The sequence below is a fragment of the Pseudomonas sp. NBRC 111140 genome, assembly GCF_001320885.1.
Lineage (GTDB): Bacteria > Pseudomonadota > Gammaproteobacteria > Pseudomonadales > Pseudomonadaceae > Aquipseudomonas > Aquipseudomonas putida_P.
In genome coordinates this window covers 40,304-53,800 of record NZ_BCBQ01000037.1, presented here as the reverse complement: position 1 = coordinate 53,800, position 13,497 = coordinate 40,304, and the positions used below count along the sequence as shown (strand labels likewise).

Here is a 13,497-nt window from a genome sequence, read left to right as displayed (position 1 = left end):
GTCGCCGATGCTGTCTGACAGGTCGACGAAGTTGCGGTTGAAGTTCTCGCCGCTTTGCAGCTCGAAACGCCCCAGCGGCGCATCCAGCAACACTTGCTCCAGGCCGACCGGGTTGGCCACCGGCACCAGGATGATCTCGCGCTGCAGTCGACCTTGCTGTTCCAGTTCGGTTAGGCGACGCTTGAGGTGCCAGGCCACCAGCATGCCTGGTAGTTCGTCGGCGTGCAGCGAGGCCTGGACATAGACCTTGCCGCCACCGCGGGGGCCGAAGTGAAAGCTGTGCAGTTGGCGGGTGATGCCCGGAACGGGTGAGAGCAGGTCGTGGGTTGAATGGTGCATGGTGGTCCTGGCTGCGTAGCGAAAACGGTCTGCGACACGGGTCGGCACACAGATAGAAGCATAGTTTTCAGCCTTTCGCCTCCATCCGTGTAGCCCTGATTACCGCACTGGCCTCTTCAGGCCAGTAGCGCCTGCAAGGTCGCCAAGTCATCTGCCTCGTCCACCGGCTTGTCCAGCCGCCAGCGCAGCATGCGCGGAAAGCGCACGGCAATACCGCTTTTGTGGCGTCGAGACAGGGCGATGCCTTCGAAGCCCAGCTCGAACACCAGCGTTGGCGTCACACTGCGCACCGGGCCAAAGGTTTCCACCGTGGTCTTGCGAATGATGGTATCGACCTTGCGCATTTCTTCGTCAGTGAGCCCCGAATAGGCCTTGGCAAAGGGCACCAGCACCCGCCCTGGCGTGCCAGCCGGGGCGTCCCACACGGCAAAGGTGTAGTCGCTGTACAGGCTGGCCCGTCGCCCATGCCCACGCTGGGCATAGATCAGCACGGCATCGACGCTGAACGGGTCGATCTTCCACTTCCACCAGGTGCCCATATCCTTGGTGCGCCCCACGCCGTAGAGGGCTTCGCGCTGCTTGAGCATCAGGCCCTCGACACCCAGGCTGCGCGACAGCTCGCGCTGGTGGGCAAAGTCGGCCCAGTCCGGGCCTGTCAGCAGCGGCGACAGCAGCACGGGGGCAAGCGGGTACTCATCGACCAAGCGTTCCAGTTGGCTACGGCGTTCGTGCTGCGGTCGGCTGCGCCAGTCTTCGCCTTGCCACTCCAACAGGTCGTAGGCCTGCAGCACCACCGGCGCGTCGTGCAGCATTTTTTTGCCCAGCGTTTTGCGGCCGATGCGCTGCTGTAGCAAGGCGAAAGGCTGCACGGCCAGTTCAGCCCCTGTATCACCAGGCTTCCAAACCAGAATCTCACCGTCGAGCACAACGCCATCGGGCAATATCTGCGCCAGGCTGTGCAGTTCTGGGAACCGCTCGGTAACCAGTTCCTCACCGCGCGACCAGACCCACAACTGGCCCTCGCGCTTGACCACCTGGGCGCGAATGCCGTCCCACTTCCACTCGATTTGCCAGTCGCTTGGGGGGCCGAGCAGGGTATCGAACTGGTCGGTGGAGGCTTGCAGCGGGTGGGCCAGGAAGAAGGGGTAGGGTTGCCCACCACGCTGGCTGTGCTCCTCGGCGGTCTCTGGAGCGATCAGTTGCTGGTAGTCGGCCGCCGTGGGGCGATGGCTGATGTCGGTGTAACCGACCAGGCGCTGGGCTACGCGTTTGGCGTCCAGCCCGGCCAGTTGCGCCAGGGCGCGGGTGACCAGCAGCTTCGACACGCCCACGCGAAAACTCCCGGTGATCAGCTTCAGGCACACCATCAGGCTGGGGCGATCCAGCTGCGCCCAGAGCACCGGCAAGCGCTGCCGGATATGCTCGGGTGGCAGCCCGCGCAGGGGCAGCAAGTGCTGCTCTACCCAAGTGGCCAGGCCTTCCTCGCTGCCATCGATGTGCTGCGGTAACAGCAGCGAAATGGTCTCGGCCAAGTCGCCCACCGCCTGATAGCTTTCTTCGAACAGCCAGTCCGGCAAGCCGGCCAGGGCCGTGGCCATTTCACGCAAAAGGCGGGTGGGCACCAGCTGACGTGGGCGCCCCCCGGCCAGAAAGTACACTGCCCAGGCGGCGTCGTTAGCGGGGGCTGTGCCGAAGTAGTCGCGCAGTGCCTCAAGCTTGGCGTTGCTGGAGGTAGTCGCGTCCAGGCGCAGGTACAACATGGCAAAGGCTTTCATGGCGAAGGCCCGGTGTTCGGCACGTCGTCCTCGTCGCCATACTCGGTGACGAAGGCGCGGGCATCCAGGCCTTGTTCGTTGAGGTAGCGCACCAGAACGTTGACCGAGCCGTGGGTGACCATCACCCGCTCGGCGCCGGTCTGGCCAATGGCCCAGAGCAGGCCGGGCCAGTCGGCGTGGTCGGACAGCACGAAACCCCGGTCCACGCCGCGCCGCCTGCGGGTACCGCGTAGCAGCATCCAGCCGCTGGCGAAGGCGTCGCTGTAATCGCCGAAACGGCGCATCCAGCTGCTGCCGCTGGCTGACGGCGGGGCCAGCACCAGTGCCTGGCGCAGCAGTGGGTCGTTGCGTGGGATATCGCCTGCATAGCGCGTTTCCGGCAGGTGGACACCGGCGTCCCGGTATACCCGGTTGAGCGGCTCGATGGCGCCATGCACAAGAATCGGGCCGATGCTGGCATTCAGCCCATGGAGAATCCGCTGGGCCTTGCCGAAGGCATAGCAGAACAGCACGCTGGCCTTGCCCTGTTCGCGATTGGCCAGCCACCAGGCATTGATGCCTGCAAAGATTTCGCTTTGCCTGGGCCAGCGGTAGATCGGCAGACCGAAGGTCGATTCGGTGATGAAGGTGTGGCACGCCACCGGTTCGAACGGGGTGCAGGTGCCGTCGGGCTCTACCTTGTAGTCACCGGATGCAACCCAGACTTCACCCTGATACTCCAGGCGCACCTGTGCCGAGCCCAGCACGTGCCCGGCCGGGTGCAGGCTCAGGGTTACCCCGTGGTGCAGCAGGCGTTCGCCGTAGGGCAGTGTCTGCAAATCGATATCCAGGCCCAGACGACTGCGCAGAATACCGGCACCAGGGCTGGCGGTCAGATAATGGCCATTACCGGTGCGCGCATGGTCACCGTGGCCATGGGTGATCACGGCTCGGTCCACGGGCCGCCAAGGGTCGATGTAGAAATCGCCGGGCGGGCAGTACAGGCCTTCGGGGCGGGCGATGACAAGGTCCATGGGCTATGTGCACTGGTTGGGTTACCAGTTAGGAGCGGTGGTGATGGGGGGAAGTTCGGACGGGTTGGGGGCGGGTGTTGGGCGGAAAACTGGCAGCGCTCGGTACCCGCACCCGCCCATCATTTGATCAATGCCTTACCGACCCGGCACCAAGGTCAGGCGCTGGTTGCCATACGCCCGCCCGAAGTTCTGCTGCTGCAGCGGCAGGCTCATGAAGCGCCCTTTGAACCAGGCATCCAGCCCGTCGCTGTAATGTGCGCTGGCCGGGTTGCCTGACTGGCCGCTGCTGGTCAGCACCTGCAACGGTTCGGCCTGGCCGAAATCGACGATCATCCGCGCCGAGGCTGGCAGGCGGGTGGCGAAGTCGCTGCCCCAGGCGTATGGCGTCAGGGCCAGGGTGGAAAAGTCGCCGCCAGCGGCCAGGGGCGAACGGCTGATGGCATCGCCCAGGCCATGGTAGGCCGGTGCCGGCCAGCGGTATTGGTGCAGCTTGCCCCATTGCCAGGCGCGGCGGTCGGCGCCCAGTTGCGCGATTCCGGTATCCATCGCACTGGCCAGGCTGCGGGCGAGGATGGCGGGCTTGTCTTCTTTTTGCGGAGTATTGCGGTCATCCCAGAACGGGCTGTCGTCGCGGCCCAGCAGGTGATCGGCCTGCGCCGAGAACGACAAGCGCGCATTGCTGACGAACGCCTGCCAGGCTGGGCCAGACTCCGGGCCCAGGTCATCGAGGAAGGTCTGCCGCGCGACCTCCTGCAAGAACAATTCGTACAGTGCGGCATCCGCCGACACCGGGCTCAAGCGGCCATCGAAGGCCTTCAGGCGGGCCAGCGTGTCCCGGGCCTTGTCACGCTGGGCTGCCGGTAGGGCGTCGATCGCCTGCTTAAGCGGCTGGGCCATGCCAGGGGCGTCGAACATCTGCTTGAGCTTGTCGGCCAGCAAGGTCACCTGATCGTTCTGCAGGGCCATCAGGCTGCGGCTGTCGTGGCGCCCGTTGCCGGCAAGCTGGGCCAGGCGTTCGGCGCGTTCGGGGTAATACCAGGTGCTGGACAGCTGCATGCCATAGCCGCGCGGCAGGCTGCGCTGGTTGGCGTGGCCGATCCAGCCTGCAGGTGGGTCCTGGTCATACGGGTGCAGCATCGGGTCGGCATAGCCGTCCCAGTCGTAACGCCCATCCCAGCCCGGCGAAGGTAACAAGCCCTGGCCTTCGCGGCGGTTGGGGTAGCGGCCACTGACTTGCCAGCCGATGTGCTCAGGTTCGGCGAACACGAAGTTGAGGGCAGCAGCAGTGACTTCACGGGTGCTGTCGAAGGCCCGTTCCACGTTCTTGGCCCGGGTCAGGTCGAACAGTGCATCCAGGCTGCGGTCACCCTTGAACTGTGGCAGGTTCAGCGCCAAGCCAAGGCTGGCGTTGTCTGGCTGGGCCAGCAAGGTACCGTGGCGGGTGTCATACATCACTTCGCGCAGGGGGCGTTGGCCACGCACAAAGAAGGTTTCGCTACGGGCGCGAGCTGGCAGCCATTTGCCGTCGGCCAGGTAGCTCAGCTGGCTGCCCTGGCGGCGCAGCTGCTCGATGAACAGGTCCTGGTTGTCGGCCATTACCGCGCTGCTGCTCCAGGCCAGCTTGCCGTTATAGCCGGCCAGCACGATCGGCAAGCCAGGCAACGACAGGCCGGCAACCTGGTACTTGCTGGTGTTGATTTGTACCGGGCTCAGGGCCCAGGCGGCACGGCTGTCGCTGGCCAGCAGGCTCTTGCCGCTGCGGCTGCGCTGCGGGGCCAGGGCCAGGTTGGCCGAACCCGGGCTGCCGAGCAGGTCAAGGTCGGCCAGCTTCTGGCTGGCAGCCGCCAGGGCTGGCAGCCCCGGCAACTGGCTGGCCAGGTTCAGGCCCTTGAGCTTGTCCACTTCGCTTTCGGCCAACGGCTCGTCGGGGGCCCCAGGCAGCAGCCAGGCCAGCTTGTCGCTGCCGGCTTTCTGCGCCAGGGTCAGGGCGCTGAGTTCTTCCTGCAGGTTCACCGACTGGCTGAAGGCATATAGGCAAAAGATCAGCGCCGAGTCTTCGGGCTTCCAGTATTCGGGGCGATAGCCGCTGCTGGCCAGGGCGGCCGGCAGCTTGTCGCGATAGCGGAACAGGTAGGCGTTTACCCCGCGTGCATACACTTCGAAGAAGCGCTTGAGCCGTGGTGATGCGTCGGCGTATTGCTGGGCCGCGCTCTGCTTGAGGTTGGCGGCGCGCATCAGGCGGTCGATATCCAGCGCTTCGCTGCCGGCCAGTTCGGCCAGGCGGCCCTGGGCGAGCAGGCGCATGGCGACCATCTGTTCGATGCGGTCGCCGGCGTGCACATAGCCCAGGCTGAACAGCGCATCATGGAAGCTGCTGCTTTCGATCAGCGGCGCGCCCATGGCATTGCGCCGTACCGAAACATTCTGCGCCAGGCCTTTGAGTGGCTGCACGCCACTGGTCGGTGGCACGCTGTCCTGGTAGCCGCCCGTCTGGCAGCCGGCCAGCCCGAGCATGCCGAGCAGCGTGGCAGCGGTGGTGAACCGCAGGCGGAAGGGAGGAAAGGCGGGGGCTGCCATGACAAGGGCTCCTGCAAGGCGAGGCTGGTTTGGAAAGGCGCTAAGGTAGTAAGCGCGCAGGCGCCGTGCAAGGTCCCAGGTCGGTTTATTTGATTACGCCGGGTCAAACGTCGAAGTGGTCAGCCAAGGTGTCGGAAAAATGCGTGCAATTGATACGCGCGTAGCGTTGGTAGTCACGGCTGACCGCAAATGCTGAACCGGGCATCAACAAGATCTTGTGTTGTTCCAGTTTGCGCATGAAAGGTTGCAGGTTTGGCAGGCCCGGGTGGTAGACCCAGAGGAACATGCCGCCTTGCGGCGCAATATCGAACTGCCAGCCGCGCTCGAGCAACAAGCGTTGGGTCTGCACTTGCTGACGGATCAGGCGCTGCTGCACGTCCTTCATGTGTCGGGCATAGGTGCCGTCAGACAATATGGTGTTGACGAAGCGTTCGCAAAACGCCGGCACGGCGACGCAGGTCAGCAGTTTCAGGCGTGTCAGTGGTTCGATCAGGTCTTGCGAGCAGGCAATGAAACCCACACGCAGTGATGCCGACAGGCATTTGGAGAAGCTACCGACGTAAATAACCCGGTCAAGGTTGTCCAGCTCGGCAAAGGTCTGGCGCACGGCAGGGCTGAAGTCGCCATACACATCATCCTCGACCACGAAAAACTCGTGCTCCACCGCCAGGCGCAGGACGCTGAAGGCGTTATGGGGGCTGATGTTGCTACCGGTCGGGTTGTGGAACGTGCTGTTGCAAAAGAACGCCTTGACCTTGTGCGTGGCCAGGTAGCTTCTCATTTCTTCCACGTCCGGCCCGTCCTGGGTTCGCCGAATGCCGACCACGTGCCCGCCCGCCAGCTGGATCAGCTTGATCAGGTTGCCGTTGCCGGGTTCGTCGACGAAAACGTGGTCGCCTGGTTTGATCAACAACCGTGCGACCAGGTCCAGGCCTTGCGTGGCACCCAGCGTGGTCAGCAACTGGTTGGGGCGGGCTTCGACACGGGTCAGCCGCTTCATGTGCACGCACAACTGCTTGCGCATGGGCAGGTAGCCCTGGATGTCGCCGTACTCTGCCAGTGAGCTTTGCTCCAGCCGCGCCGTGCGCCGAATGGCCTTGGCCAGCAGCTCGGTGTCTCGCCATGCAGGGGGCAGCCAGCCGCTGCCCAGCTTGGTGTAATGCTGGCCGCCCTGCAGCAGCCGGAACAGCGGATCACCGGCCATGCACTCGGGTTCGTGGATAACGCTCGCTTGCCGGGCCCTGTTTGCGACGAAGTAGCCACGGCCGGGTGAGGCCGTCAACACACCTTCGCTGACCAGCTGGGCATAGGCCGATACGACGTCGTGGTAACTGAAGTCGACCGCAGCCGTCAGCTTGCGGATGGAGGGCATGCGTTGCCCTGGCAACCACTCGCCGGCATCCAGGCGTTGTTTCAACAGGTGATGAAGGCTGCTGGGGTTCATGGCAGGTCCGAAACCGTTAGAAAAAAAAGCCTAACAGTTAACGGAAATGCTTGTCGACTGTTCGTTTGCAAATGGCCAGTACATGCCACTATCCCCTTGTCGGAACTTTCGGCTGCCAGCAAAGGCAGCACTTTTAGCGTCTGTGCACACCAGACAACTGGATATCAAGCCCATGCATACTATGGACATGCAATCAGCCGTGATTGCCAGGCTCCCTGTGCCTGATGAACTGGCGTCATTCAAAGTTGTAAAAAACCTTGTGACCTCGGCGTTGTTGGAGTGCTGTTCAATCGACGAGTTCGAGGCGCTGAAAGAAACATTGGTTATTGAAAGTGTTTCTGAACAGGCCCATGCCGACTTGCAGGCCTTTGCCCAGAAAGATCCGGCGGCTGGCCGTGACCTGGTATTCATTGCAAAAACCTACACCTCTTACTCGGCGGTTTTGCACTATCGACTTGCCCATTGGATTTACCGTAATACGGCCTCCACCTACGGCGCCGGCGGCCAATGCCTGGCTGCCATGATCTCCAGGCGCGGAAAGATGCTCTCGGGGGCGGAGATCCATTTCCGCAGCCGCATCGGTGCGCGCTTCATCATCGATCACGGCATGGGCACCGTCATTGGTGAGACCTCGACCATTGGTGACGATTGCTACGTGCTCGGCGGTGTCACCCTGGGCGCCCGAGGCATCAGTGACAACCCTTCCAGCGCCCGGCACCCGACCCTTGGCAACCGGGTACAGATCGGCGCTTTCGCCAGTGTGCTGGGTGCTATCCACGTCGGCGACGGCGCGTTTATCGGGCCGGGTTGCATTATTACCAAAGATGTCCCCGCCGCTGCTCGGGTACAGATAAAAACATCATTGCAGGTGGTACTTGAACCATGAATGCTCTCAACTATGAAGTTTTACGCAACACCGAGAAGTTGTATTACAAAGACCAATACCAGGCCGGTGCAAACACGCAAGTAACGCGGGTGCACAGTGACGGTATCGAGTTGCAAAGTACCGTGGCCTACCCGGAAGGCGGTGGCCAGGAGGCAGACATGGGTACCATTGAACTTCCCATCGGTACCGTACGCTTCATCTGGGTTAAAAAACTTTACGGTAGCCCCATTCGCCTTGAAGGTTTCAAAGGCGGAAAGCTGGGCGGCATCATTATTCACAGCCTGCACCCCGATGACCTGCACTTGCTCGATGAAGTCACCGCAGGTATGCCGGCCCGCGTCACCATCGATATTGAACGGCGCGAACGGCTGACGCTGTCTCACAGTGCCAGCCACTTCTTGTATGCCGCCGCCATCGGGCTGCGAGAAGAGTTGAAGCAATGGACCATCGGCTGTCACATCAAAGAGGACTCGGCACGTTTCGATTTCTTGGTCGAGGACGCCTTCACCGCCGAAGACGTGGTTGAAATAGAACGGCGGGCCAATGAACTGATCGGCTGCGAAGCGCCCATCGAGCACTACGCGGTCGATGGGCTGGAAGACGCGCGCTTGTGGACCTACAACGGCATCGAGATCCCGTGTGGTGGCACGCACCTCGATTCACCTCGGCGCATCGGGCACCTGAGTGTCAGGCGCAAACGCCTGGGTAAAGGCAAGGAACGGCTGATCTGCGTGTTCCCCGAGGCCGAAATCGACCTGTCCACCTATCACGAGCACGCCCTATGAACAGCACGCTACCGCGGCGCACGTACCTGTATTTCACCGCACAGTCGATCAACCTGACGACTGCTGTCATGTCGGTGACCATGGCCGCCATCGTTGGCGCGGCGCTGGCGCCTGACGCTGCGTGGTCCACGGTGCCGTACGGGTTCCAGTTCCTGTGCCTGATGTTGGCAACCTATCCGGTCTCCAGGTTGATGGGCCGCATTGGCCGCAAAAAGGCTTTCATGCTGGGGGCGATCCCCTTGGCGTTGTCTGGTGTAAGCGGCTTCCTGGCGGTGGAGCACCAGCATTTTCCAACCCTGGTACTCAGCCATTCTGCGTTGGGTGTGTATATCGCGTTCGCCAACTTCAACCGGTTCGCGGCCACCGATAATCTTTCCCAGGCCCTGAAGCCCAAAGCCCTTTCGCTGGTCGTGGCAGGGGGCGTCATTGCTGCTGTCGTCGGGCCGACGCTCACCGAGTGGCTGCGGGATGTGGGCGGTTACCCACTGTTTTCGCTGTGTTATGCCGCGTTTGTCGGCCTGGCGTTGCTGTCACTGCTGATCGCCCTGTGCCTGCCCAACGATGCAGGGGTGGCCCGTGCGGTCAACAACGCAGCCAAGTCGTCTAGCGCCCGCACTGAGCCTGCGAGCCCAAGCGTGATGGTGGCCATGGCGGTTGCCGCGCTGGGCTACGGGATCATGAACCTGCTGATGATCCAGGCCTCGATGCACATGAAGCACATGCATGAGGACTTCTCTGACGTGCGCCTGGCGATCCAGTGGCATGTGATTGCCATGTTCGCCCCGTCGTTCTTCACCGGTGCCATCATCCAGCGGCTGGGTATCAGGACCACCATTTGCGCGGGCCTGGCCCTGTTGATCGGCTGTTCGGCGATGAATATCTGGTCGCACAGCTACGCCATGATGACCCTGGCGCTGATTGCCCTCGGGCTGGGTTGGAACCTGACGTATGTAGGCGGCGGTGCCTTGCTCGCCCAGTCGCTGCAAAACAGCCCGGCGGCGATGCAGATGCAGGGCAAGAACGACCTGGCGATTGCCATTTTCGCCACCCTCGGCGCATTCAGCCCTTCGCTGTTGCTGAGTTCGGTTGGCTGGGACGGCACCAATGCCATCTGCATGGTCCTGTGCATCGGGCTGCTGGTCGCCACTGCCGGCCTGCTGCAGAACAAGGCCTGCTTGCATACTTCAATGGAAGGTAGCCGCAAATGAGCGAGCTCATCAGTGTCAGCGAACGCATCTACACCAAGTTGGAAATGAACAACCCGGGCGGTAGCCACAAATACCGTGCGGCCCGGCGCATCGTCGAGCATGCCGTGCGCAATGGCAATATCATTCCCGGTGTGACAACCGTCATCGAAAAAACCGGCGGCAGTTTCGGTTTTGGCTTGCTGGCGGCTTGCCACAAGCACCAAGTCGCCGTTGAGCTGGCAGTCGGGTTGAGTTTCAGCCAGACCAAGCGGGACCTGCTGGAGTGCTTCGGTGCACGGCTGATTGGCAAGGAAATGCTGATGGCCGGTGCCACACCCAAGGATGTGGTGATGCATCACCTGGAAAACCAGGCCGCGCTGGGCAAGTCATACTTTTATACCGATCAATTCAACAACCCGGTGGGTGTCGAGGCGCATCGCTACCAGACAGCCAGCGAGCTGGCCGTGCAACTGACCAATGCTGGGGCCGGGCGGGAGATCCTGTTTGTCGGCTGCGCAGGCACTGGCGCCAGCTTCACGGGTATTACCCTGGGGCTGAAGGACCATGGCTTCGAGGTGTCGACGGTGCTGGTCGACCCCAGCGGCTGTGACTCGCGGGCTGGGGTGTTCGCCGATCATCGCTTTGAAGGCATGGCGGTGGGCGTTTGCCCGCCGTTCATGGACTGGTCGCTGGTGGACGAACGGGCTCAGGTGCAACATGCCGAAATGCTGGCCGCGCAGCGCTGGTTCTACATGCAAAGTGGCATTTTCGTCGGCAATACCGCCGCAGCCTGCCTTGCGGTCGCCCAACGTATGGCCCAGCACCCGCGCTATGCCGCAACCACCTTGGTGACCATCGCCTATGACGCCGGCCTGTGGTACCAGGACCTGCTGGGGACGAACCGACGCAAAGCCGCGTAGGCACAAGCCCACAGCAGGGGGCAGGTCAGATCAGGCGCCGTGGCACTTCTTGAACTTCTTTTCGCTGCCGCACGGGCAGGGGTCGTTACGGCCAACGTCCTTCAGGGCGTTGCGTACCGGCTCCTGGTGGCCGTGGTTGCAGTGCGGGCCGTGCACATGGCCGTGATCGTGGTGGTGATCATGGTCGTGGTTGCAGTCAGGGCCATGAACGTGGGGTTGTTGGGACATTGCAGGGTTACTCCGGGATGTGATCGCCGGGGATTATCTCACCACTGCGCGATAAGTGCAGGTCTCGATGGATGAGCAGCCCGGTCGCCAGTTCGCCCTGCAGGGTGTAATGCAGCGGCTGCTTGCTGCGTAGCAGCTTGGCCAGTGGCTTGAGGTGCTGCCACAGGTTGGTTCGCGCGGTGATCTTGAAGGTGCGCTGGGCGTGCCCGCCCACGCTGCGCCATACGCTGGTTTCATCCTGCACCAGCAGCAGGTCGTTGAGGCGAACGGCATACGACAGGTTGCGGATGAACAGGCGGCTGTCATTGGGGTTGTCGACCCGCAGGTGCAACACGAACTCCTGCTCCAGCAGCCTGGCCTTGACCGTTTCGACCTCGACCAGGTGCACTTCGGGTTCGCGCCAGTCGTCGCCACCCCAACTGGCGCAGCCCGTCAGCAATGCCATCAGCGTACCGAGCAACAGCAGACGGGCGCGGTCGATCATGTTCAGCTCCCCACGTAACTGGCGCAGCACTTCTTGAACTTCTGCCCGCTGGCGCAGGGGCAGGGGTCGTTGCGCCCGGCCTTCAGCCCGACCGTGGGGTCGATGAAGTACCAGCGCCCGGCATGCTGTACGAACGCCGAACGCTCGCGGTGCTGGTGATCGCCGTCCTGGTCGTGCCAGCGTGCGGTGAAGGTGACAAAGCCGTGTTCCGGCTGGCCGCCCAGCACTTCGGCGCTCTCTACCTCCAGGCCCAGCCAGGTGCTTTGGGCGCTCCAGGCTGCCATGGCGGCGCGGTCCAGGTCGGCCTGCTGGGCCGGCAGGGTCGTGGCCACCAAGTAGTCGACCAGGCCCAGCACGTAGGCACTGTAGCGTGAGCGCATCAGTGCCTGGGCATCCGGTGCCGGGGTGCCGGCATGGTAATGCCCGCAGCAGGCGTCAAGCAGGTTGCCACTGCCACAAGGGCAGACCGAGACACTCATCATCACCACCAGTACTTGCCGAAGTTTTCAGGGTTGGCCCAGAACCTGGCGTTGAGCCAGTCCGGGACCTGCTTGTAGTCATGTAGATCATAGGTGAACAGGCTCAAAACCTGTTGGTCACGGCAGAATTTCTCGCTGGCTGACAGGGCCAGGGCGAAAAAGTCGGTGTCCTGCCAGCCGCAGGCGGCCAGGTCGGCCAGTACGGCAACCCGGCTGGCATTGAGGTTGCGAATGCCGCCGAGCAGCTCCAGGCCGGTGCGTTTGGGCAGGTGTTCCAGGCAGTCCACCAGTACCGCCAGGTCAAAGCGCTGGGCGGCCAGTTCGGCCGGCAGCGGGCCCGGGGCTGCGGTGGCGATAGTCACCTGCGGGTGCGCCTGGGCGAAGGCGTCCAGCGCCGGAAAGCGCGTGCCCACCAGCAGCAGGCGTTGTGGGGTGAAGCGCTCCAGCAGGGCTGCCAAAGCCTGCTGTGGGGTGCGTTGGGAAAAACCGTCGGTCATTGCCAATCCTCGTTCAAGTCGTCCAAGACTAGCGGGCCGCAGCGTGCGGGCAAAGAGGCATGTGCCTACGTCGTGGCTTATTGCTGGCAGGGATGGAATGGGCGGTCTTTACTCCCAGAGATCGGCCTTATGCCGATTCCCCCTAGGAGAAGCAATGAAATGAGCATAGTACGCACAGCGTTACCCCTGGTACTGCTCACCAGTGTGTTGACTGGTTGTGCAGGTTTGCAAAAAACCGACTGGCCGAAGTGTGCCGCCGTCGGGGGTGTAGGCGGCGCCGCTCTGGGCGCCATCGAGAGTTCCAGCTGGGCTGGCTGGGGCGCGTTGCTGGGCGGTGGCCTGGCGGCGGGCTATTGCTGGGCCCATGGCGATGGCGACGAGGATGGCGACGGCGTGCCGGACAGCCGTGACAAGTGCCCAGGCACCCCGCGTGGCGTGCAGGTCGATGCCAACGGATGCCCGCCAGAGCCGGCAGCGGTGGTCGAGGAAGTGGTGGTGCAGAAGGAAGAAGTCATCGTCATCCGCGATGTGCACTTCGAGTTCGATTCTGCGCGTCTGACCTCCAGCGACAAAGAGCGCCTCAATACCATTGCCACGCGCCTGAAGCAGGAAGCGCCATCTGCCCGGCTGAGCGTCAGCGGCCATACCGACAGTGTCGGCTCCGACAGCTATAACCAGAAACTGTCTGAGCGTCGCGCCCACTCGGTGACCGATTACCTGGTCGAGAGCGGTGTACCGCGCAGCAGCTTCGTTTCGGTGGTCGGTGCCGGTGAAACCCAACCGGTAGCTGACAATGCCACGGCCGAAGGGCGTGCCATGAACCGTCGTACCGAGATCAAGATCCAGCGGTGAAGCGGCGTGCGCCCGTGCCTTGAGCAGTGGC

General features: G+C 62.9%; 14 protein-coding genes. 5 read left to right on the top strand and 9 right to left on the bottom strand.

The features are described from left to right. The 5 genes from APH42_RS14335 to APH42_RS14315 all read right to left on the bottom strand — a co-directional run. A partial coding sequence (locus APH42_RS14335) for a succinylglutamate desuccinylase/aspartoacylase family protein (RefSeq protein WP_177336853.1) occupies positions 1–339 on the bottom strand: 339 nt, incomplete at its 3' end. A gap of 116 nt (positions 340–455) precedes the next feature. Continuing rightward, positions 456–2,114: an ATP-dependent DNA ligase gene (locus APH42_RS14330; protein WP_060493578.1), complete on the bottom strand. Its 1,659-nt coding sequence runs from the start codon at positions 2,112–2,114 to the stop codon at positions 456–458. Beyond that, positions 2,111–3,127, bottom strand: a complete 1,017-nt coding sequence (locus APH42_RS14325) for a ligase-associated DNA damage response exonuclease (RefSeq protein WP_012273864.1) — start codon at positions 3,125–3,127, stop codon at positions 2,111–2,113. Before APH42_RS14325 ends, APH42_RS14330 begins: the two co-directional genes overlap by 4 nt. Before the next feature lie 135 nt (positions 3,128–3,262). Beyond that, complete coding sequence (locus APH42_RS14320; protein WP_012273863.1) at positions 3,263–5,704, bottom strand: penicillin acylase family protein; 2,442 nt, start codon at positions 5,702–5,704, stop codon at positions 3,263–3,265. A gap of 103 nt (positions 5,705–5,807) precedes the next feature. Then, complete coding sequence (locus tag APH42_RS14315) at positions 5,808–7,148, bottom strand: PLP-dependent aminotransferase family protein (protein ID WP_060493577.1); 1,341 nt, start codon at positions 7,146–7,148, stop codon at positions 5,808–5,810. 172 nt (positions 7,149–7,320) lie between these two features. Here APH42_RS14315 and APH42_RS14310 point away from each other — a divergent pair, with 172 nt between their 5' ends. From APH42_RS14310 to APH42_RS14295, 4 genes are read left to right on the top strand one after another with little or no spacing between them, the layout of a single operon-like run. Next, positions 7,321–8,034, top strand: coding sequence for a serine O-acetyltransferase (locus APH42_RS14310; RefSeq protein WP_041166578.1), 714 nt, complete (start codon positions 7,321–7,323; stop codon positions 8,032–8,034). Further along, positions 8,031–8,819: an alanyl-tRNA editing protein gene (locus tag APH42_RS14305; protein ID WP_012273860.1), complete on the top strand. Its 789-nt coding sequence runs from the start codon at positions 8,031–8,033 to the stop codon at positions 8,817–8,819. Before APH42_RS14310 ends, APH42_RS14305 begins: the two co-directional genes overlap by 4 nt. Further along, entirely contained in the window at positions 8,816–10,027 is a 1,212-nt protein-coding gene (locus APH42_RS14300) for an MFS transporter (protein ID WP_012273859.1), read from the top strand. The genes APH42_RS14305 and APH42_RS14300 overlap by 4 nt, the downstream gene beginning before the upstream one ends. Further along, the gene (locus tag APH42_RS14295; protein ID WP_012273858.1) at positions 10,024–10,926 is read left to right on the top strand and encodes a pyridoxal-phosphate dependent enzyme; all 903 of its coding nucleotides are present in this window, start codon (positions 10,024–10,026) and stop codon (positions 10,924–10,926) included. Before APH42_RS14300 ends, APH42_RS14295 begins: the two co-directional genes overlap by 4 nt. 30 nt (positions 10,927–10,956) lie before the next feature. Here APH42_RS14295 and APH42_RS14290 read toward each other — a convergent pair whose 3' ends face one another. The 4 genes from APH42_RS14290 to APH42_RS14275 are packed head-to-tail and all read right to left on the bottom strand — an operon-like array spanning position 10,957 to position 12,614. Beyond that, complete coding sequence (locus APH42_RS14290) at positions 10,957–11,154, bottom strand: SEC-C metal-binding domain-containing protein (protein ID WP_009684590.1); 198 nt, start codon at positions 11,152–11,154, stop codon at positions 10,957–10,959. Between the two features lie 7 nt (positions 11,155–11,161). Continuing rightward, the gene (locus tag APH42_RS14285; RefSeq protein WP_012273857.1) at positions 11,162–11,638 is read right to left on the bottom strand and encodes an LEA type 2 family protein; all 477 of its coding nucleotides are present in this window, start codon (positions 11,636–11,638) and stop codon (positions 11,162–11,164) included. Positions 11,639–11,640: 2 nt separating this feature from the next. Beyond that, complete coding sequence (locus APH42_RS14280) at positions 11,641–12,117, bottom strand: YchJ family protein (RefSeq protein WP_012273856.1); 477 nt, start codon at positions 12,115–12,117, stop codon at positions 11,641–11,643. A gap of 2 nt (positions 12,118–12,119) precedes the next feature. Next, complete coding sequence (locus tag APH42_RS14275) at positions 12,120–12,614, bottom strand: DUF6231 family protein (protein ID WP_012273855.1); 495 nt, start codon at positions 12,612–12,614, stop codon at positions 12,120–12,122. A 159-nt stretch (positions 12,615–12,773) separates the two neighbouring features. On the opposite strand from APH42_RS14275, the gene APH42_RS14270 reads away from it, so the two are divergent. Beyond that, the gene (locus tag APH42_RS14270) at positions 12,774–13,466 is read left to right on the top strand and encodes an OmpA family protein (protein WP_060493576.1); all 693 of its coding nucleotides are present in this window, start codon (positions 12,774–12,776) and stop codon (positions 13,464–13,466) included. The last annotated feature ends 31 nt before the right edge of the window (positions 13,467–13,497 follow it).